At 37.1% G+C, this 21,221-nt stretch carries 17 protein-coding genes; 6 read left to right on the forward strand and 11 right to left on the reverse strand.

From position 1 onward, the window contains the following. Positions 1–66: 66 nt before the first annotated feature. Entirely contained in the window at positions 67–306 is a 240-nt protein-coding gene (locus STA7437_RS07950) for a hypothetical protein (RefSeq protein ID WP_015192865.1), read from the forward strand. A gap of 22 nt (positions 307–328) precedes the next feature. Here STA7437_RS07950 and STA7437_RS07955 read toward each other — a convergent pair whose 3' ends face one another. Both STA7437_RS07955 and psbO read right to left on the reverse strand, forming a co-directional pair. Further along, positions 329–1,108 carry an RNA polymerase sigma factor SigF gene (locus STA7437_RS07955; RefSeq protein WP_015192866.1) on the reverse strand — a complete coding sequence of 260 codons (780 nt, stop codon included), beginning with the start codon at positions 1,106–1,108 and terminating at the stop codon, positions 329–331. Positions 1,109–1,457: 349 nt separating this feature from the next. Continuing rightward, on the reverse strand, positions 1,458–2,288 hold the full coding sequence (gene psbO, locus STA7437_RS07960; protein ID WP_015192867.1) for a photosystem II manganese-stabilizing polypeptide: 831 nt from the start codon (positions 2,286–2,288) through the stop codon (positions 1,458–1,460). A gap of 260 nt (positions 2,289–2,548) precedes the next feature. Here psbO and STA7437_RS07965 point away from each other — a divergent pair, with 260 nt between their 5' ends. The 5 genes from STA7437_RS07965 to STA7437_RS07985 all read left to right on the forward strand — a co-directional run bounded on the left by STA7437_RS07965 (position 2,549) and on the right by STA7437_RS07985 (position 7,750). Then, entirely contained in the window at positions 2,549–2,860 is a 312-nt protein-coding gene (locus STA7437_RS07965) for a hypothetical protein (RefSeq protein ID WP_015192868.1), read from the forward strand. Positions 2,861–3,004: 144 nt separating this feature from the next. After that, positions 3,005–4,447, forward strand: coding sequence for a phosphoglucomutase/phosphomannomutase family protein (locus tag STA7437_RS07970; RefSeq protein WP_015192869.1), 1,443 nt, complete (start codon positions 3,005–3,007; stop codon positions 4,445–4,447). Between the two features lie 122 nt (positions 4,448–4,569). Then, complete coding sequence (gene rdgB / locus STA7437_RS07975) at positions 4,570–5,142, forward strand: RdgB/HAM1 family non-canonical purine NTP pyrophosphatase (RefSeq protein ID WP_015192870.1); 573 nt, start codon at positions 4,570–4,572, stop codon at positions 5,140–5,142. 222 nt (positions 5,143–5,364) lie between these two features. Continuing rightward, complete coding sequence (locus STA7437_RS07980; protein ID WP_015192871.1) at positions 5,365–6,237, forward strand: MBL fold metallo-hydrolase; 873 nt, start codon at positions 5,365–5,367, stop codon at positions 6,235–6,237. Between the two features lie 223 nt (positions 6,238–6,460). Then, entirely contained in the window at positions 6,461–7,750 is a 1,290-nt protein-coding gene (locus STA7437_RS07985; RefSeq protein ID WP_015192872.1) for a DUF389 domain-containing protein, read from the forward strand. Between the two features lie 120 nt (positions 7,751–7,870). On the opposite strand, the gene STA7437_RS07990 is transcribed toward STA7437_RS07985, so the two are convergent. The 9 genes from STA7437_RS07990 to STA7437_RS08030 form a co-directional block, all read right to left on the reverse strand. Then, complete coding sequence (locus STA7437_RS07990; protein ID WP_015192873.1) at positions 7,871–9,214, reverse strand: ATP-grasp domain-containing protein; 1,344 nt, start codon at positions 9,212–9,214, stop codon at positions 7,871–7,873. A gap of 116 nt (positions 9,215–9,330) precedes the next feature. After that, positions 9,331–10,164, reverse strand: a complete 834-nt coding sequence (locus STA7437_RS07995; protein WP_015192874.1) for an O-methyltransferase — start codon at positions 10,162–10,164, stop codon at positions 9,331–9,333. A 2-nt stretch (positions 10,165–10,166) separates the two neighbouring features. Further along, positions 10,167–11,399 (reverse strand): sedoheptulose 7-phosphate cyclase, encoded by a 1,233-nt coding sequence (locus tag STA7437_RS08000; protein ID WP_015192875.1) that lies wholly within the window; start codon positions 11,397–11,399, stop codon positions 10,167–10,169. 682 nt (positions 11,400–12,081) lie between these two features. After that, on the reverse strand, positions 12,082–15,618 hold the full coding sequence (locus STA7437_RS24790; RefSeq protein WP_015192876.1) for a PAS domain-containing protein: 3,537 nt from the start codon (positions 15,616–15,618) through the stop codon (positions 12,082–12,084). A gap of 173 nt (positions 15,619–15,791) precedes the next feature. Further along, positions 15,792–16,232: a response regulator gene (locus STA7437_RS08010; RefSeq protein WP_015192877.1), complete on the reverse strand. Its 441-nt coding sequence runs from the start codon at positions 16,230–16,232 to the stop codon at positions 15,792–15,794. Positions 16,233–16,632: 400 nt separating this feature from the next. Next, entirely contained in the window at positions 16,633–18,576 is a 1,944-nt protein-coding gene (thiO, locus tag STA7437_RS27385; protein WP_015192878.1) for a glycine oxidase ThiO, read from the reverse strand. Positions 18,577–18,718: 142 nt separating this feature from the next. Further along, entirely contained in the window at positions 18,719–20,071 is a 1,353-nt protein-coding gene (locus STA7437_RS08020) for a serine/threonine-protein kinase (protein WP_015192879.1), read from the reverse strand. Positions 20,072–20,139: 68 nt separating this feature from the next. Continuing rightward, the gene (locus STA7437_RS08025; protein ID WP_041619877.1) at positions 20,140–20,577 is read right to left on the reverse strand and encodes a DUF4079 domain-containing protein; all 438 of its coding nucleotides are present in this window, start codon (positions 20,575–20,577) and stop codon (positions 20,140–20,142) included. A 232-nt stretch (positions 20,578–20,809) separates the two neighbouring features. Next, entirely contained in the window at positions 20,810–21,199 is a 390-nt protein-coding gene (locus STA7437_RS08030) for a DUF1830 domain-containing protein (RefSeq protein WP_015192881.1), read from the reverse strand. Between the last annotated feature and the right edge of the window lie 22 nt (positions 21,200–21,221).

The raw sequence follows: 21,221 nt of genomic DNA on the forward strand, positions 1-21,221 counted from the left end.
TTAATTTATAAAAAAATTTAACGTTAAAACGCCGAAGATTTAGTTGTAGACAGGGGAAAATTTACGGTGACGAAAATCAAAATTATTAATGCTATTTCAGGGAAAAATACTACTCAGCAAATTTTAGAAACAATTCAAATTTACCAAGATGGTATTACAATTCAAGCATTAAGCAAATCTTTAAATCGTCCCGTTTCTATGTTACAAATTTGTCTCAAAAACTTAATTGCCTTAAAAAAAATTTCTGTTCGTAAAAGTAAAACTGATTTAAGTTTAATTTATTATCCTAACAACAAAAATATTTGATAATATTAATTAAAGATTAAGCTTAAGCACAATTTTCTTGCTTCATCGATTTTTTGAGGATTTTCAAACCTTTTTTCATCTGACGAGAAACGGTAACCACACTAATTCCTAATAATTGGGCAGTCTCTTTTTGAGTTAAATCGTGTAAAAAAACAAATTCTACTACATTTCTAGTGCGGTCTTCCAATTGAGATAAAGCTTGTTGTAAACGAAAACGATCCTCATGGGCTAATTGAAAACTACGGTATTTAGGATCGGGAACTAAATCTGATAAAAGGGTTTGACTGTCATTATCATGATTAACAGAAACGTCTAAACTTAATGGATTTCTATTTTGATGAGCTAATTTAATATCGTGCCACTCTTTTAAAGAAATTTCTAAAAACTGCGCGATTTCTGAATCTAAAGGTTGACGATTAAATTGAGTACGAAAACTTTGAATAAAATTAATTGATTGTTGTCTTAATTCTACCCAACGTCTAGGAATGCGGAGAGTAGAACTTTTATCTCGGAGATAGTGTTGAATTTCACCTCTAATATAAGGAATAGCAAAAGAACTAAAAGCATTACCTTTTTCAAGATCGAAACGTTCAATTGCTCTAATTAAACCAATACAACCGACTTGTAATAAGTCTTCATAAGTTTCATTGCATTGATTGAGCCAATGATTTACCTCTTTTTTAACCAAACCAATATTTAATTCCATGATTTGGTTACGTAATTTAGTGCTTTTATTAATTTGATATTCCTGTAATAAAAGTAAGCTATCAATTTTAATATTATTATTAATACAAACTGACATTGTCATTATCCCTAAATTGAAAGCAAAATACTTTTTAAACTTGATAAGTTAAAAGGAAATCAACAATTAATCAATTGGGAAATATTGGCAATCAATAAATATCAATTTCTACCTTTAACTAAACCAAGCATATTCTTTGCTTTAAGTTAGAGACAACAGCATTTTCACGTCATTTTTTTTATAAAATTCCAGTGAATTAAATGGAGATTTTACTGATTAACTTTTAAAAGTTGTGTAAAAATACCGAATATTTAAATTTAAAATAAAATTATTGAAAAAAAAGGGGGCTAACTGCCCCAATTTTTATTTGCTAATTATGTGTTTCTTCAAAAAACTGTAACCAAATTTGTTATGCTGCTGGTTGAACTCGACCATAGAATGTGCCACGAACTTTAACTTCTTCTGGTTCTTCAGCACCTAAATCTGTAGCAGAAGTTTGTTCACTTACAAACACTCCAGCAATTTCCCCTGTGCTGCTATCAACTTTGGTAACATTTAAAGCAATTTTGCCTTTCCTTGAAACAAATTCTTTAACATTGGCACGAGTAAAATCTTCATCATCTGCTCTGGCTGGTAATGCTACCGCATTATCGTAACCACTGGCAAGACTACGACCTTTAGGATCGAGAAATACTTGTCCACGATAGGAAGGAACTTTAAATTCTCCAGAAAAATCAGTAGAAGCATTGATTGAATTTAAGTTAGGTTGAGTTTTAGCAATCAAATTTTTAATGGTAAACAGAAAAGGTACTTCTTTACCTCCAGGTAATAAAACAGTAATTGCCTGGAAATCAATTCCATCTTTTTCCTTAAAAGTAAGACTACCGTCTTCATTTAAGATGATGTCTCCACTAATTTGATCGAGACTAGAAGTATATCTGGTCAGTTTTTTACCTTGGATAAATTCAGCTTCTTGGCGTTTGTTAGCGGGTTCTTCTTTGACAAAAAACTCTTTTGGTTCGATACACAAATCTGTGATTGTGTATGATTTACTCGAATCTAAAGAAATAGAACCGCGACTAGTTTCTGGAATATCAAGACAGGTATTAGCTATCCCAGTATTGAGAATATCATCATAAGTTAATTGATCTCTACTGATATTTTTTGGATTTTCACTACAAGCTGTCAACACCCCTAAGCACAATGCTAAAAAGGCAGCAATTAATGCACGATACCTCATGGTCAACCTCATTTTGTCAATTTTAGATTTAACATCGAGCGCGAATGTCAGTAAAAATATGTAATTTAGACAAGTTTAGTTAGTCTGGATGGTATCTACTCTACCAAATAGACACTACCCATAGTTCAATCATTAGAGATCCAATTGAAAAAATTCTTTGATATAGAGCTTGTGACTTTCTGCACAACTAGACAAAAATCGACTTATGATAGCTTTAATCACTACAAAAACAAAGATCAAATTAGCCTTGTCGATGATTAATGAGTAGCCAACAAAATTCACTTTCCACAGATTTAGAACAAAAACTTCAGGAAATTACTACTGTAGTTACGAGTTTAGCCGAAACTAATCAAGAAGATTTGCTATTTTTATTATCTCTATTACGGACTTTAGAATTAATTCATCGTCAGATTAGAACAGAAATGTTTGAACCAGCTTTACCCAATAGTCGAAATCAGTTATATCATTTGGTTAAAGATATTGAGGAACAAGGTGGTTGGCCATATATAGAACGAATGAAATTAAAAGATTTACTTTTAAATTTAGAGTCTGATTCTAGTGAGATTATTTAGCCTTGGCAAAATAATTAACCAAGATAGAAGAAAAGATGAGTTTGAGTAGGTTAAAGTGCTGAAAATTCTTAGAGCTTTAGGTTCTCAAACCGTCATTTAAAAGCTAATCTGGAAGAAGTTATTTAAGTTATTAATCTTGGTTTTATGGCTTTTACGATCAATCCAATTAAATTTGGTACGGATGGTTGGCGGGGTGTAATTGCTGCGGACTTTACTTTTGAGCGAGTAGCAATGCTTGCTCCTTTGGCAGCTAAGGTTTTAGCAGACAATTATGGTGGTGCTACGGGAAGTCGTACAGTAATTGTTGGTTATGATCGCCGTTTTTTGGCAGAGGATTTTGCTAAAGTTGCAGCCGAAGCTATTCAAGCAGCAGGTTTTGACGTATTATTATCTCAGTCTTATGCTCCTACTCCTGCCTTTAGTTGGGCAGCTAAAGTTCAAAATGCTCTGGGTGCAATTGTGATGACTGCTTCTCATAATCCGGCTGCTTATTTGGGGTTGAAGGTAAAAGGAGCTTTTGGGGGTTCGGTTTCGCCAGAAATTACCCAGCAAATTGAAGCAATTTTGGGTCAACCTTTGCCTGATGCAGAAAAACCTGGAAAATTAGAATTATTCGACCCTTGGGTAAGTTATTGTCAAGGTTTAAAAACTAAAGTTGATATTAAAACAATTAAAGCTGCGATCGCTTCTGGAAAAGTTCGGGTTTATGCCGATGTCATGCATGGTGCTGCTGCAACGGGTTTGGAAAGGTTGCTAGATTGTTCAATTGAAGAAATTAATAGCGCACGCGATCCATTATTTGGCGGTGGCGCACCTGAACCTTTACCTAAGTATTTGCCCGATTTGTTTCGGACTATTAAGGAAGCTGCTCACCAATATCCTGATAGTATTAGAGTTGGGTTAGTTTTTGATGGGGATAGCGATCGCATTGCAGCCGTAGATGGTCAAGGTAATTTCTTAAGTTCTCAAGTTTTAATTCCTATTTTGATCGAACATTTGTCACAGAAAAAGGGTTTTACTGGGGAAATTGTTAAAACTGTTAGTGGTTCGGATTTAATTCCTCGTCTTGCCAAGCTTTATAATTTGTCGGTTTACGAAACTCCGATTGGTTATAAATACATTGCGGATCGGATGTTATCGACAGAAGTTTTGGTTGGTGGGGAAGAATCGGGAGGAATTGGTTACGGTACTCACATCCCCGAACGCGATGCTTTATTATCTGCACTTTATGTGTTAGAAGCTGTAGTAGAATCAGGACGAGATTTAAGTGATATTTACGGACAATTAGAGCAGAAAACTAATTTTACGGCAACTTACGACCGCATTGATTTGCCTCTAGCTAGTATGGAAGTCAGAGCGAAATTAGTGGAACGATTACAAAACGAACCTCTTCAAGAAATAGCTGGTAAATCAGTTGTTGATTGTTTGGATGTTGATGGTTATAAATATAGATTGGCAGATGATAGTTGGTTGTTGATTCGTTTTAGTGGTACTGAACCAGTTTTACGTCTTTATTGTCAAGCTCCTACCATGATAGAAGTTAAAAAAACCTTAGATTGGGCAAGAGATTGGGCAAATTCTGTTTAATCTGAGTTAATTTACACAACATCTAATCTTTGGGGTAATTTCTAAATTGCCCCTACAAACTTTGACTTCCACGTAGCGATAGTAGTTTAATTTAATCTGTGGGCAATGATTAGTCTTAATTAATGAAAAAATTAATCGTAGCGACAGGTAATCCTGGGAAATTAAACGAAATTCAAGAATATCTTGTAGGTTTAGATTGGCAATTAGAACTAAAACCAGCCGAATTAGAAATTGAAGAAACGGGAACTACTTTTATTGAAAATGCCTGTCTCAAAGCATCTCAAGTAGCTCAAGCAGTGGGAGAGTGGGCGATCGCAGATGATTCGGGATTGGCAGTTGATGCGTTGGGTGGTGCGCCTGGATTGTATTCTGCTCGTTATGGTAAAAGTGATCAAGATAGAATTGCTAGATTATTAACCGAATTGGGAGAGCAACAAAATCGAAAAGCTCAGTTTATTTGTGCAATTGCGATCGCTGGCCCTGATGGTGTGATTGCTTTACAAGCTGAAGGTATTTGTCCAGGAGAAATTCTTGATGCTCCTTGTGGAAAGGGAGGCTTTGGTTATGATCCGATTTTTTATGTACCTCAGATGCAACAAACTTTTGCCCAAATGCCCCCAGAAGTTAAGCAAAGAATTAGTCATCGCGGTAGAGCTATGAATCAGTTATTACCTCAATTAAGGCAGCTTAAGTAATAAATATCTAGGCAAAATTAATTGTGTACTTTAGGACTCAAAAGCTTGAGGAGAAAAGCAGCAAAGAAAAATATACAAATAAATTTGCTGAAGTACTTAAATATCTAATTTTTGCGCTAGTAAAAAAGTGCATCGGAATTTTTGCTACAGCAAACTGTATGCCATAAATTATCGTTAAAATAAACTCATAATGACTATGAATAAATTAACAGATAAATAATTATGGCTACTTTAAAACAAAGGCGAGCGGAAAATATCGACGGTGATTTTTACGTTGATGCTACTTGTATTGACTGTGATACCTGTCGTTGGTTAGCACCAGAAGTATTTAATCGCCAAGGAGAACAATCGGCAGTATATCATCAACCGAATCGGGTAGAAGAAAGATTAAAAGCTATGCAAGCCCTGCTTTCTTGTCCCACCAGTTCAATTGGTACAGTAGAAAAACCTCAAGATATTAAAAGCGTACAGGAAAGTTTACCTAGCCTGATTGAAGACAATGTTTATTATTGTGGCTATCATTCTGAAGCTTCTTATGGTGCAGCTAGTTATTTAATTCAAAGACCAGAAGGTAACATTTTAATTGACTCTCCTCGTTTTGCTCCACCTTTAGTCAAAAAGTTAGAAGCAATGGGAGGAGTAAGATATATGTATCTAACTCATCAAGATGACGTTGCCGATCATCACAAATTTCACAATCATTTTGGTTGTGAGCGTATTCTACATCAAGACGATTTTACTTCTGACACTAAAAACGTAGAAATTAAAATTGCTGGACTTGAAACAATTGAATTTGCCCCTGATATCTTAATTATTCCTGTTCCTGGTCATTCTAAAGGGCATACTGTCCTACTTTACCGCAATAAATTTTTGTTTACAGGAGATCATTTAGCTTGGTCACCTCGTCTTAATCATCTGGCTGCTTTTCATCGTTATTGCTGGTATTCTTGGTCAGAACAAATCAAATCAATGGAAAAACTCACCAATTATTCCTTTGAATGGATTTTACCAGGGCATGGTCGTCGCTATCATAGCGATCGCGAAACAGTTCACGCTCAAATGAAACAATGCGTCGCTTGGATGAAGCAGCAATAGGGAAATTAGAAAGAACGCAAGTAACGATTAACTGATAACTGTTGATGGTCAATGGTTAATTGTTGATTTTCATCCCTCATAATTAGTAATTAGTAATTAGTAATTAGTAATTAGTAACTGGTAACTGTAGAGACGTAACATGTTACGTCTCTACTGGTAACTGAATCTCTGTACTAGGATCAAATTATTAGTAGCAAACTAGCAGCGAGGAAATAAATAGTCATTGCGTCAACTACTTATTCAAGTTCCTTCAGGAGAAGGCAAAAAAGTTATAGAGATAGCCAAAAATCATGAGGGAGCAAACTTATTACTGTTTGAAGCAATTAGCGATGGGGAAGTAGTAGATACAGTAATAGTGCATCTTGCCAATCGCAAGCTTGAAGATTGTTTAGCTCAGTTAGAATCAATTCCTCAACTAAAATTAACTTTAATTCCTCGCGGAGTTATCACTCTGAAACCTCCGTCAGACCAAGCTCCTCAGCAAGTTACAGAAGTTAGCGATCGCAGTCCGATTGAAGTTTTTTTAGCAGGTTTACAAAGTGTTGGTTCTTGGCGCAGTTTCTTGGCTTATGCAGCATTAGCAGGGGTAGTAGTTTGGATTGGTTTATTTACTAATACTAATTATTTATTAGTCGCAGCCATGTTAATTGCTCCTTTTGCTGGACCAGCGATGAATACTGCGATCGCAACAGCTAGAGGCGATCAAAATTTATTAAAACGCAGTTTAATTCGCTATTTTTCAGCTTTAGGCTTAACTATTGTTGTCGCAGCTTTACTTAGTTTAATTTTTCAACAAAAGGCAGCCAGCAATCTCATGGTGCAAAATAGCCAGATTTCTGTAGTCGCTGTTTTGCTTCCCTTGGTAGCAGGTGCAGCAGGTGCATTAAATTTGTTTCAATCAGAAAGAAGTAGTTTGGTTTCTGGTGCTGCGACGGGGATGTTAGTAGCTGCTTCTTTAGCACCGCCAGCAGGAATTATTGGGATGTCTTTAGCTATTAATCGCTGGGATATGGTTGTCAGTGGCATATTTTTGTTATTGCTACAGTTAGTTGGGATTAATTTAACTGCTGCCACTGTATTTCGACTGTATGGTTTATCGGCAAAAGGTGCAAGATACAATCGCGGTAAAGCTTGGATTTTTCCGATTGGTTTGAGTTTGACAGGAATTGTTTTGGCTGGGTTACTCGGTTGGCAATTGTCCAACCCTCCTGAATTTCAACGTTCCAGTCGCGCCCAGCGTGCTACAGAAACCATTCAACAAGTACTGAAGCAGAGTTCTTTAGTACAATTGGTAGAGGCTAATGTGCGCTTTACTCGTTCCAATATTAAAGATCAAAATACTTTGCTTGGTGTAATTTATGTGCAACCTCATACGGGTGTTAATTTATCTGCCTCAGAAATTCGCGAGCGCATTACTGCTCAAATTCAATCTTCTTTATTACAAGAAGGATTTAATGCCGTACCACTGATCGATACCATTGTGCTAGAGAAACCAGCAACCCAAACCAAATAAAATGGTACATCTAGACGTTCCATGTTCCCGAAGGGTGCGAAGCAACGTCTCTACTGGTGTACGGGCAAGGCAGTGCCTTGCTCCCTATTGATAACTGATAACTGATAACTGGTAACTGATTCAATCTCCTTCTAATTCGACCAACTTACCGATATTGAAATCAATTCTGATCCAACCTTTGAGACGACGGAGATTATCTAACAATAACAAAGGAATTTGCCAGTTGTGTAGCATCAGAAAAGGAAGTGGATCGTCCCCTTGTAAAATCGCATCCGTACCTCGGCTAACTTTATGCCACCAAGCTTGTAATTCCGAAAGCGATCGCACTTGTAATAATCGCCAGAGTTCGTGATAAGTCCAGTAAGTCGGCTTACTATCTGGTAAGGGTGTAATAGCTTGTTCTCCATCTAATAAGTAGGCATCTGCTACCCCTGGATGATCGTGAAACATGGTAATAGCCGAATGCAAACGAGGATTACATTCAATCGGATAAACTGTACCGTCAGGGGTTTGAATCATATCAAAACAAATTTGTCCTGTTAAATTTAGTTCCCTGACAAATTTTTCTACCCATTGATAAATTGCAGGATTATCTACTTGTTCGTAGTTGACTTGAAAAGGAGAAGATTGAGAACAGCAATGTAGTCTGATTTTACCTTTCCTTACTGTGGCATGAAAACAGTATTCCTGTCCGCGAATAAATTCTTGCATTACCCAAGGTTTTTCTGAACTAATTGGTAAGCTACGGAGGTAACTTTCCATTCCTTCAAAGGGTAATTTGGTTAGATCGAGACGGCGTACCGAATCATAAGGAATACTTTTAACAATGTACTGACTACCATCGGACTCAAAATCAAAATCGATTACCTGTTGTGGACTGGTAAAGCAGAAGACTTTCGGTGCAGATAAACCCAATTCCTTAGCTTTGGTACAAAAGGCATACTTATCATCCAGCATGGCGGTGATTTCTGGATCGAAATGAATCGCTTCGCAATCTGGTTCGAGTATTTTTTTTGCCAACGAATCATAATAACTAGCAATTGGACTAGAAACAGGAATAAATACGTCAATATTCTTCTGTTGAACAATTTCTAATAATCTCTGACAATAAGCATCAGGTTCTTTTTCTGGTGTGGGTACGGTAAAAAATCCTTTGACAGCGCGGGAAAAACGATGACCCGATAACCAATATTTGTGAGTTTCAACTAAATATACTTCGTGTCCTCTCTGATGAAATGACCTTGCTAACTGCAATGCCTTGGTCATTTTCGCCCCAGTGATCAAGATGCGTTTTGGTACGTCGGTTTTGGTTAATCGCTGTTTACTACCACTAAAAATATTTATAACTGCGGAAAATGCTACTGCTATTAAATTAAAAGGCAATAAAAACAATAGTAAGACCAGAGTACCGAGATTCTGTAATACTGCCGAACCTCGTCCTGAAACAAAAAATATTTGTGTCATGTAACCAAATTTTTAATCGATATTTACGATTGGGGCGAACAACCCTTCTGGTTCGACACTTTTCTCAAGTCGAGAAACCCATCCAACTAAAGTGTTTTACTGTTCGCCCCAACAAATTATTTCCGTTTAATGATGGTTATGCCGTCACGCAGGGGAATTAAAACCTGTTCGACACGCTCATCTTCAGCGACAAAACGATTAAATCGTGCGATCGCTTCTCCATTAGCGGAACGTTGTTCTTTCGGCAGATAGGGTTGTCCTTGCAACAAAGTATTATCTATACAGATAAAACCCTTGGAAGTTAACAAATTACTATCTAATAAAAGATTGAAGTAATCAATATACTCTTGCTTATCTGCATCGATGAATACCAGATCGAAAGCTTCCTCTGCTTGGGCTAACTGCTGCATCGTTTCTAAAGCGGGGGCAACTCTAACTTCAATTTTTTTCCCATGAGGAGAAACGGCAAAACAATCTTGGGCAAATTTAGCTACATACTCATCTACTTCACAAGCAATCACGTAACCATCCTCAGGGATAGTTTCTGCCATTGCTAAAGCAGAGTAACCAGTAAACATTCCTACTTCTAAAATGCGTTTTGCCCCAGTTAAAGCGATCAACATCTTGAGAAATTGCCCTTCAATATGTCCTGATAGCATTTCCTGTTCCAGGGCGCGCACAGTTTCTCCGTCATCAAACCGCTTACTCCAGTCTTCGGCTTGGGTTTTTTGTGCCAGATTTGCCAGTGCTTCCGATTCAGAACTGCTGCACTCTTCTAGATAGGGGTCGATACCTGCTGCCAAATGATATGCTTGCTTTAAGGATACTTTAAGTTGGGCGGATACCTGCTCATTTTCCGCCTGCTTAAGGATAGTTTCTAGCTGCTGGACGAGAATTCCTAGAGGAGTAACTGGTCTGGCAGTTTTTTTGTTTTCTACTGCACTAACCATTACTATACCTCTACTAATTCTGGTTCTGTTTCTAATTGCATATATACGTCTGTTCCTAAACCTGCATCGGGATAATCAGCACAAAGACGTTTGTGTTCGGCTAAAGCTTCTTCGAGTTCTTCTTTAGTCAAATCATTGATAAAATAACAAGTACCGATAGGACGGGGTACTGCTGCTCTCAGTTTACCGTCACGAGTGAGTGAAATTGACTCGCTAGCGCGCCACAATAAATCAATTTCTAGTAAAGGATGGTCTAACGCCAAACCAATACGGTTCATTGTCTTATGAATGCGATCGCGTTCGGCTGGAGTAAGATAGCCTCGTTGTGCTGCTAAAGTTGCTGATAGTGCCATGTCGATATTGACTGATTGACCGTGATAAATTGGTACTTTGGGAGCAAGTTCTAAAGTTGGACTCCAAGTATGTCCGTAGGCAATTACGCGGTCTAAATCTAATTCATGGAGATTGGGTACTTCCAATTCCAACATTTTTTTGATCGCTTCGTAGGTTAACTGATGTGCGATTTGTTTTAATTGCGAAGAACCATCAACGTAACCGAAGTGAGTTTTGAGTAACTCTTCTCCATACTCTTCTAACCAATCAAACACTTGTGAATGCGCGACTACAGCAATTTTAACCAACTCTGCCATCCCATTACGAACCTGGGCAGTAGGTAAAGTCTTTAAAAAAGAAAAGTCGAGGATTACTTTTTGGGAAGCGTGATAAGCACCAAGGCGATTTTTCAGTTTTTTATGATTAACTGCAACTTTAATTGCTACAGAAGCATCAATCAAACCAATTAGAGTAGTAGGGATGCGGATATAGTTACTACTGCGACGGTAAGAGGCACAAGCAAAACCAGTGACATCGGTAATTAAACCACCGCCAACTACTAAAACTGGTTCTTTTCTGACTAACCCAAACTCAGCAAAGACATCAATAATTTTTTCTAAAGTTCGCAGACTTTTATTAGGTTCGGTAATTGTAATCGGAAAAGCAGTTAGTTCAATTTGATAATGCTGAAAATAAGCATTGATTTGCTCTTGGTAAAGTTGATAAACCTTAGCGTCAATTACCATCAAACATCGTTTAAACGGCTGGTAACAATCTGCCAATTCCCGATTTTCAGGATTAAATACGCCATCTACGTAAACTAAATCGTACTCAATTTTTTCATAACCTTCAACATGAAATAAATTATCTGTAGCAATAAACTTTGCTTCAATTTGACTCATTTTTTCATTTCCTTACTATTAGTAATGACCAAATATTTTTTGACAGGAGAGATTGTTAACTAATCGTCATCAAAGACTTTTAGTCACACGGATTTAGTTAGCTTGTTTAAACAAACTAATCAGCAAAAATCTAGTAATGTTATTGTGAAAAAATTACAATAATTACTGATAATAGCTCTATGGATTTAATAAATTCTCTTGGAATATTTTTTTTGTGTGAGAGAATACTCCTATTTCTTGATGACAAAATTATGAGATTGAACGGGGCTTAATGAATGAGAATAATAGCAATAGCCTAGAAAACCATGAATACTTAGTCGGAAAAAGACTAGTGGTTATTGAATTGCTTAAATTATCAAAGGTATTTTCTCGCTCTAACATCAATTAGCTAGATTACCAGAAAATAAATTGATCCTTAGCCATAATTCAATAGTTAATTGTAAGAGTTAACGAGTGGAATTAAGGGCTATAGATAGAGTAACAATTTACTAAAATAAAGTCTACCCAAAAAGAGCAAAAATAAGCAATGATTAGACAGATTTAACCCAAGATTAACTTGTTACTGGTTGAGCAAAATGATTAATTAATCTCAGAATGTTAGACTATTTTAATTACATCTATCAAAGGTCTGAAAAATTCATCTGTAATCTACACAGAAGGTAGCACATCTAGTCAGAGTAATTCAATTCAGTTGCATGAGTTGAGTAGTCAGCTTAATTAACTCAGTCAAGTTAATCGGTTTAGGTAAGTGTGCTTGATAACCTGCTGCTAGTGCCTGTTGTCGGTCTGATTCTCCTGCGTAAGCAGTTAAAGCGATCGCAATTAATTCTTTCCCTTGAGGCATCTGACGCAGTTGACGCATCAACATATAACCATCAATTTCTGGCATTCCAATATCACTAATTAATAAATCTGGAGTTGATTTAGTAATAGCTATTAGTGCGTCGTTTGCCGAGCCTACTTTAGTGACTTTAGCACCCTGTTGTTGAAGGATAAAAGCAAGTAAATCTTGTGAATCTTTTTCATCATCGACTACTAAAACTTTAATTCCTTTTAAATTAAGAATACTATTGGGCTGAGAAACGGTATTAGGTGTTTTGCTAGTCTTTGCTTTAATTGGAATCCTAACGGTAAAAGTAGCACCTTGTCCTTCGCCTAAACTATCAGCTTGTACTGTACCGCCATGAAGTTCGGTTAGGTAACGAACAATCGCTAGTCCTAATCCCAATCCACCAAATTTGCGAATTGTAGAACTTTCTGCTTGGCGAAAAAGTTCAAACACATAAGGAAGAAAGTCTGGTTCAATGCCTTTGCCAGTATCTTGGACTTGAATTTGGGCATAAGTGCTAGTTGTGGTTAATTGAATACTTACTTGTCCTGCTTCTGGTGTAAACTTGATCGCATTGGAAAGAAGATTCCAGACAATTTGTTGAAGACGACCTGGATCGCCCAAAACTGGTTCGTTATTTGGTGCAAAAGTACTAATAATTTTGATTGATTTGGCTTCGGCTGCTAATTGCATAGTTGCGATCGCTGATCGAATGACTAATTCTAAATCTACTAAAGTATTCTCAAGATTAATTTTGCCTCGCAGGATACGAGAAACATCAAGGAGGTCTTCAATTAACTGCGCTTGTAGCTTGGCGTTGCGGTGAATGGTTTCTAACCCATTAGCAGTTTGCTCAGAATCTAATTTTCCCATTGCTAATAATTGTGACCAACCCAGGATAGGATTAAGTGGAGTACGTAGCTCATGGGAAACAATCGCTAAAAACTCATCTTTAATTCGATTTGCTTCGATTAGTTTTTCAGTTTGTTGTTGAAGTTCTTGTTCTATCTGTTTGCGATCGCTTATATCAATATTAATCCCACTAAATCTAATTGGTTCTCCTTGTTCATCGGTAGTTACATTACCTAATCCTAGTAACCAGCGAATTCCCTGTTGAGGATGAAAAATCCTAAATTCAGAGCGAAATTCAGAACTTTCGTGGTTAAAGACTTTTTGAACCTCAGCGTTGGTACGTTCCAAATCCTCTGGATGTAATGTACTTTCCCAATCTTGGTATTGTAGCGGTTGGCGATTGGGGTCAATTCCATATAAATCATAATTTTCTTGTGACCAAATTAAGGTTTCGCTCTTGATATCCCAGTCCCACAAACCCGCTTTAGCACCTGATAGAGCGAATTTGAGTATCTTTTGATTTTCTTGCAGTTTTTTTTCTGCTAGTTTGCGCTCGCTAATATCACGAAAATATACTGATAAAGCTTGTTTTGAAGGATAGACAGATATTTCAAACCAACTCGCTAAAGCAGAATAATAATATTCAAATCTAGTAGTAACCTGCTGATTGAAAGCTCGATGATATTGTGAATACAATTCGGTGTCAAACAAAGAAGCAAATTCCGACCAAATATTTTTGCCTATCAGTTCATCTTTCGATTTGTTAAGTTTTCGTGCTGCTTCTTGATTGACATAAGTAAAATTCCAGTTGCGGTCGAGAGCATAAAAAGCATCGGTCATACTTTCGAGAATAGTGGTAATCAGTCGATTTGATTCTCGCAGAGATTTTTCGATTTGCTTGCGTCCGCTAATATTTTGTAAAGTCCCCATCATGCGCAGAGGTTTGCCATGTTGGTCATAAAAACATTTTCCTTTAGCAACTAGCCAATGCACACTGCCATCTGACCAAACAACCCGATACTCTACGTTGTAGTAAGTTTTCTTTTCAATACACTCTTCAACAGCTATTTTAATGCGATCGCGGTCTTCTGGATGTAAAGTTTTTAAAAATAGCTCGTAAGTTACTTCACGATCACCAGCAATGCCTAATAAAGTTTTACAACGAGTTGTCAATTCTAATTGGTCATTGACTAAATCCCAAAACCACATCCCCATATTAGAAGCTTCGGTAGCCAGACGTAAGCGTTCTTCACTATTACGCAGATCTAGCTCGATTTGTTTGCGTTCTGCTTCGCGGTGTTTGGCGTCGCTGATATCTTGGGCAATACCTAAAACTTGAGCTAGTCTTCCATCCGCAGTACGGCTTAAAACGCGGTCTTGACTAGAAAACCATCGCCATTGACCATTACTGTGGCGCATTCGATATTGAAATTCACAAACTTTACCGATGGGAGCTTGATTAAGCTCTTGTAAATGAAAGGGTAAGCGTGCCAGATCTTCAGGGTGCATAATACGAACTACAAAATTTTTTTCTTGTAGTTGTTGTTGGGGTGAATAACCTAATAAAGGTAAAATTTGGGAATTAACATAGAGATTTTTTTGTTTGAGGGTATCGACTAAATAAATAATGCCAGGAATAGCTTCAGTAATCTGTTTCAATAACTGTTGATTTTGTTGTAATTCAATTACAGTCTGCTGGTGTTGAGTGCGTAACTTTGATTCTTCAATGGCTCGCTCAACAAATAAGTTTAATTTATCTATAGTGATTTGATTTTTCACTAAATAATCAGCAGCACCTTGTTGAAGAAACTCCACTGCTATTCGTTCGTCTCCTTGTCCAGTCAAAACAATTACAGGGGGACGTTGCTCAAAGGTTTGTTGTTGCCATCGAGATAACCATTCCAACCCATCCATATCGGGTAAAAGGTAATCGAGCAAAATTAAATCGGGTTGACACTGCTGATAAAGTTCTAATCCTTCTTCTCCTGATTCAGCTTCGTAAAAACAATAGTTCCAGATTGAATCTGTTTGTAGGTAACGGCGGTATACTAGTCGGTCTTCTTGACTATCTTCGATTAATAAGACTCTTCGTTGAAAAGATGCTTGAGATGAAGGTGAGGAAATTTTTTTGAGAGGAGGCTGCTGGAATTGTAACTGCTTTTGTGGGCTAATATCTGTAAAAGTTACAATTACTCCGTAGGGCTTAGTTTGATTTCCTGTCAATAAAGGCTGAGAGTCTAATAATAACCAGATCAATTCCCCATTAGGCTGATAAAAACCCATCACTACATTGGTACAAGGTTGACCGGTAGTTAAGGTAATGCTCGCAGGATGAGTTTCGGGCGGAAAAGCAGAACCATCTTGATGAATTGTCTGCCAAGGTGGTTCAAACGAAGAACTGCCCACCAATTGTTCGGCTGTATAACCCAAAATTTTCTCGGCATCAGCATTACAAGCTTGAATACTCCCATCAGCATCATGAATAACCATTCCTTTTTCTGCTGCTAGATTTAACTTCTGTTGTAATTGAGTATTCATCTGGGCAGATTTCTTAAACAATTTTTAGGCAAAGTAAACACAAAAATAGTCAAGCTATAGTATAAGCAATTGATTTGGATCAAGTCTATTCTAATTGAGCGAACAGAATTAATTACTTTAATTTAAAATTAACTTGAGAAAAAATTTTTGATTTTGCTCTTCATTAGCGTTTTTTAGGCAGTTTTTTGGCGATTTTGCTGATTTTGTTGCATTACTTTAGCGATTAATGCAGTTAAATGGTCTAACAGAAAAGGCTTAGAAAGATAAGCATCATAACCTGCTGACAAGATTTTTTCGCGGTCTTTGGCTTTAGCAGCAGCAGTTATAGCGATCGCTGCCAGATGTCTATTTGAGGTTTTTTCCATCTTTTTTAACTGATTAATCAACCAAAAACCATTTTCTTCGGGCATAAAAATATCACTTAGAATAATTTCTGGTTGAAAAAATTGGATTTCTTCTACGGCTACTTTGGCACTAGCAACTGATTTCACTTTTGCACCAATCTGCTCGAGATAAAACAACAACAAGTCCCTTGAATCTCTGTCATCATCAACTACCAATACTCGTAATTTACTGATCTCTTCTTCTGTCTGCTTGCTTCTTGTTGTGATCATTCCGATTGCTCCAATCTTTGTTTACCTTAGCACCACCAGTTAAAATTTTTGTTAAGAATACTACCCTCATATCAAAATAGTAAAAGATGTTATTTGGTATGTTATTTACGCTGACATAAATCTTTGTTGAAATTGTGTTGAATTGCCTTTAATGGCTAGAGATTTTTCTAGTAGGGCATTGAGATCAATTGGTTAGGCATGAAAAATTCATTTTAGCCTTCTAATATCAAGTTCTAATCATCACTTTAAATAAATTTTCTCATTATCCCCAGTCCCCCCTCGTCAATCATCACCTTTAACTGTTTAAACTAACCTGATTTAACCCCCAAGCTTGGGACAATCAATCGAGCATTTTAGCCTGGAGATGCTACTAAATATTTTTAATGTTGACAAAGTTGCCTTATTTAATTGTTCCTGTTAAAGGAGAACTAGCAGCAGCATATTGTTTGATTGGAATTCTACCTGATAAATAAGCTAGCCTACCAGCTTCAGTTGCTAAACCCATTGCCCGCGCCATAGCAACAGGATCTTGAGCCATTGCGATCGCACTATTAATGAGTAAGGCATCTGCCCCTAATTCCATTGCATAAGCAGCTTCACTAGGCGTACCAATACCTGCATCTACCACTACAGGAATTTTGGCTTCTTCAATGATAATGGCAATATTAGCAGCGTTTTTAATTCCCTGTCCCGAACCGATGGGTGAACCCAAAGGCATGACTGTGGCACAACCTATTTCTTCTAATCGTTTAGCAAGTAGCGGATCGGCATTAATATAAGGTAAAACGGCAAAACCTTCTTTAACTAGTTGTTCGGCTGCTTCTAAAGTTCCAATCGGATCGGGTAATAAATATTTAGCATCGGGAATAACTTCTAATTTAACGAAATTATTGTCTTCTTGCCCTAATAACTTCGCCATTTCTCTACCTAAGCGCGCTACTCGAATTGCTTCTTCGGCAGTTTGACAACCTGCGGTATTAGGTAACATCCAAATTTTATTCCAGTCTAAAGCTTCTGCTAATCCTTCGTGTCCAGGTGCTTTGGTTTGTACTCTTCTCACGGCGACGGTGACAATCTCGCAACCACTAGCAATGACGCTTTGTTGCATGGTTTCAATCGTGGGATATTTACCCGTACCTGTCATCAAACGAGAATTAAAAGTTCTTCCAGCAATAGTTAGTTGATTAGTTTGATTAATAGTTGTTGGTGTGCTGAGTTGTTGAGAAACAGTTGTTTGAATTTCTAGAGGCATTTTGTAACCATTGGATGAATTAAAATTGGGCTGAGGTTGAGCCAAAAATCGCTCGCAGCTAAAATGAGATAATAGAGGATCGGATTTTCCTTCTAAAATCAAATTGGCGATCACAGAAGCAGTAACAGGAGCAAGTAAAATACCATTACGATAATGCCCAGTCGCCAAAAATAAATTTTCACAAGGACTTCTACCTAAAATTGGCAGTTCATCAGGTGTACCTGGGCGAAAACCTGACCAAAACTCTTCAATTTGCCAATTAGCGACCGCAGGAAACAATTTAATCGCATTATTTAATAAATTTTGGATTCCTTGAGGTGTATTATGAGGATTCCAACCAACTTCTTCTACGGTTGCCCCAATAATCAAACGCCCATCTCGTCGGGGTACTAAATAAATACCTTCCCCAAATAATACCCGATGCAGATTAGCTTCTGTGGGCATTCTCAAAGAAAGCATTTGTCCTTTGACTGGGCGGACAGGAATCGGTAATAATTGACTAGCCCAAGAACCAGTAGCTAAAACATATTTTTCTGCTTCTAGTTCTCCTTCAGAAGTAAAAATACTGGTTACTCTACCCTGTCGTTGTTCAATTGCTTTAACTGCTACTCCTTCCTTAATTTCTACTCCTAAAATTTCAGCTGCTTGCAAAAGCGATCGCATTAAACAACGATTATCGACTTGTCCATCTTCAGGATACCACCAACCCCCAACTATTGCTGTTCCTAAACCAGGTTGATACATTTCTAGCGTAGCTCGATTCAACCATAAATCTGATGGAGATTGAGGTAAATTAAAAACAGGAGCAACAATACCAGAAGGTAAATAACCAGTAGTAATACCAGTTAAATCTTCTAATTTACGAACCCATTCAGGATAAAGCCAACGTGATTTCAGACATAAATCTAGCATCGGGGGATTACTAATTTTTTCCGCCATCGGTGCGAGCATTCCTGCTGCTGCATGGGAAGCTGCTTGAGCAAAATCTCGACTTACCACAGTTACACTTGCCCCACGCAACTTTAATTCTACTGCGATCGCCAGACCGATAACTCCACCACCAATCACCAGAATATCTTTTGTTGCCTTCATCTGTTCAAGTCCGTTTTCAATTTTTTGTATATAGCAGTTCTCACTTCTATGAGGTACATCCGTTCGATATTGATTGAGCGTTAATGATTGATTGTTTGTCCACAGCCAATAGCAGATAAACTTTTGATTTTTTTGCGATCGCTCAGGACGCTTCGCGCTTTTTACTTTTTACTTCAACTTTACATTCAGCACAACGAGACAAAATTAAACAACACCACCAGCGAGCATAACTTCCGACTAATCCTATTTCTTTCAATTCTCCATCGGGTAAATGTCCATCCCAAGGTAAATGACCTTCAGGAGCAGCCAAAGTATATTGAATTTGACTAGAATCTTGCCAACGATTTCTGACCCGCCAACCAAGTCGTTCTCCCAAAGTACACTCGGTCTTATAATCGATCTTACCACCAAGTTCCTGCCAAATTCTTCTTTGCACCGAGAAACCAAAACGTTCTTCACTGTATTTTAACCACAGGAGATCAATAACTTGCAGTGTTTCACAGGTAAGCTTTTGAGTAGATTTATAATCCAACCAACCTTCTTTAACTCGATTAGCTATTTTGAGTAAAATTTCGTAAGTTTCTTCATCGGCTTGTTGCCATTCTCCCTTTGACAAATAAATTTCTAATCTTTGGTAAATATTTTCTGGGTTAGAAGAAGTTTTTTCTAATTCTAGTTGTTGAGCATCAGGAATCATCTCCAACCATTGCTGCACGGATTGAGGACGATGTTCTGCTTGTAATGCCATTCCTTTAACAATAGCAGCATTTAATTGATCGCTCAGGCGAGGATTATGTTTTTTAGGCAGGATTAAACTAGCACCTTGAGAGCGAAATTGTGCTGGTAGTGGCTGTACTCCAGTTAATAAAAAGTAACAAGTAGCAGCTAAAGCATGAACATCTGTATAAGGACCGCGTTTTGCTCTTTGATAATATTGTTCTATCGGAGCAAAAGATTCTGTCCGAGCATTAGTATGTGTTAAAGTTTTGCCATCAATAAACTCTCTTGCCAAACCAAAATCAATCAATACTGCTTCTTCTGCATTGTCTCGCAACATAATATTTGATGGTTTAACATCACGATGTAAAAGCCCTTGTTGATGAATATAGCTTAGTGCTTCTCCTATCTGCCTGATATACAGTAAAGCTTTTTTTTCTGACAAAACACCTTGTTCAATAATTTTGCTTTCTAAATCTCCTCCTGTGAGATATTCCATCACCATGCACCAAATTCCTTGTTCTTGGCACACATCATGAACTTGAACAATATGATTATGATTACATTTAGCCAGACGAAAAGCTTCTTGAATAAATTTTTCTTGATGTTGAGCAAAATCGGGTTTAGATAAAATTAAATCGTTAGCGGTTTTAATCGCAACTAATCTAGTTAAATGACAATCTTGAGCGCGATAAGTGATACCAAATCCTCCCACACCCAATACTTCTTCAATTACATATTTACCATCTTGAATTGCTTCTCCTCGTCTCCAGATCATTTGTTTTTGCGACTTTGCTTAAGTTATGGTTTTGCTGCAATTCTTAATTGGTTTTAGGCTTTTTTAGTTTAGGGCAAATATTTTTGAACAACTTGCCAACCCGTTAAAGAAACAAAAATAAAACCAACAAATAAAGTAAGATTTATCCCAACATGAAGTAAACGCGCCCATGATTTTTGTGGACTAATTTGAGTAGCACTCCAACCCGATAACAACACTAAAATAACCACAGTTAAACCTGCAATCAAATGAGGCGAGTGACCCAGACTACCATAGTAACCTATCGTTCCGACTAGCCCGATCGCGAGTAACAGTAAAACAAGCAGACACAATACTATCCCACTAATAATATGAAACTTTCTTAAGGAAGCAGGACGCGCTTGTCGATTAATTCGAGTTGATAAAATTCCTAAACCCGAAAAAAATAGCACTCCATAAGTTGCGAGTGCTAAACCCATTGACCAAGCAGCTATTTTCCACAGCCAAAGAAAAGAAGGTAAATTCAAAACCGACACCTAGTTAAGCTCTCTACTAAAAGATAGTTTAAGCTGAACTAACTAAGATCACACCAAAGAAATAAATAGATAAAATGTTTAATTGAGGTTAACTGAAGAATTGTTAATCAAGCTTAAATTCTGATTTTTTTGGTTAGCTCTTGATTAAATATTTATTTGCTCAACTCAATGTCAATTTTTTTTGTAAATATATATAAATGGTTGGCAAAAATCTTTTGTTTAATTAAACTACACTAACAGTAGTTTTGAATTGATTTGTTGTAGGTTGATGATTGTTATTAACGCGATCGTTCTTAGTTGAATTCTCTGTTGTTTTGGACTCAGTTTGAGTTGGTTTTTCTGACTCAGAATCTTGACCTTCATTAATACAAAGACGCTCACATGGGATCGTGTCTGACAAGATAGCACTAGCCATCATGCCAGTATGAATTTCCAATAAAGCATCTCGGACAGCTTCAAAAACTAGCCTTTGTCCAGGAAAAACAACTCTTTCAAAATACCAGTTGGGAATATTAGTAATTCGAGCTACTTGGATTTGACTAGTTGCATTTACATAGCAGCACAAAATAGTGTTCTTTTCATTATTGGGTACCGGATCAAGTATTTGAGACATAGTTATTGAAGCGATTATTTAA

It is taken from the genome of Stanieria cyanosphaera PCC 7437, assembly GCF_000317575.1.
In the GTDB taxonomy this organism is placed as follows: domain Bacteria; phylum Cyanobacteriota; class Cyanobacteriia; order Cyanobacteriales; family Xenococcaceae; genus Stanieria; species Stanieria cyanosphaera.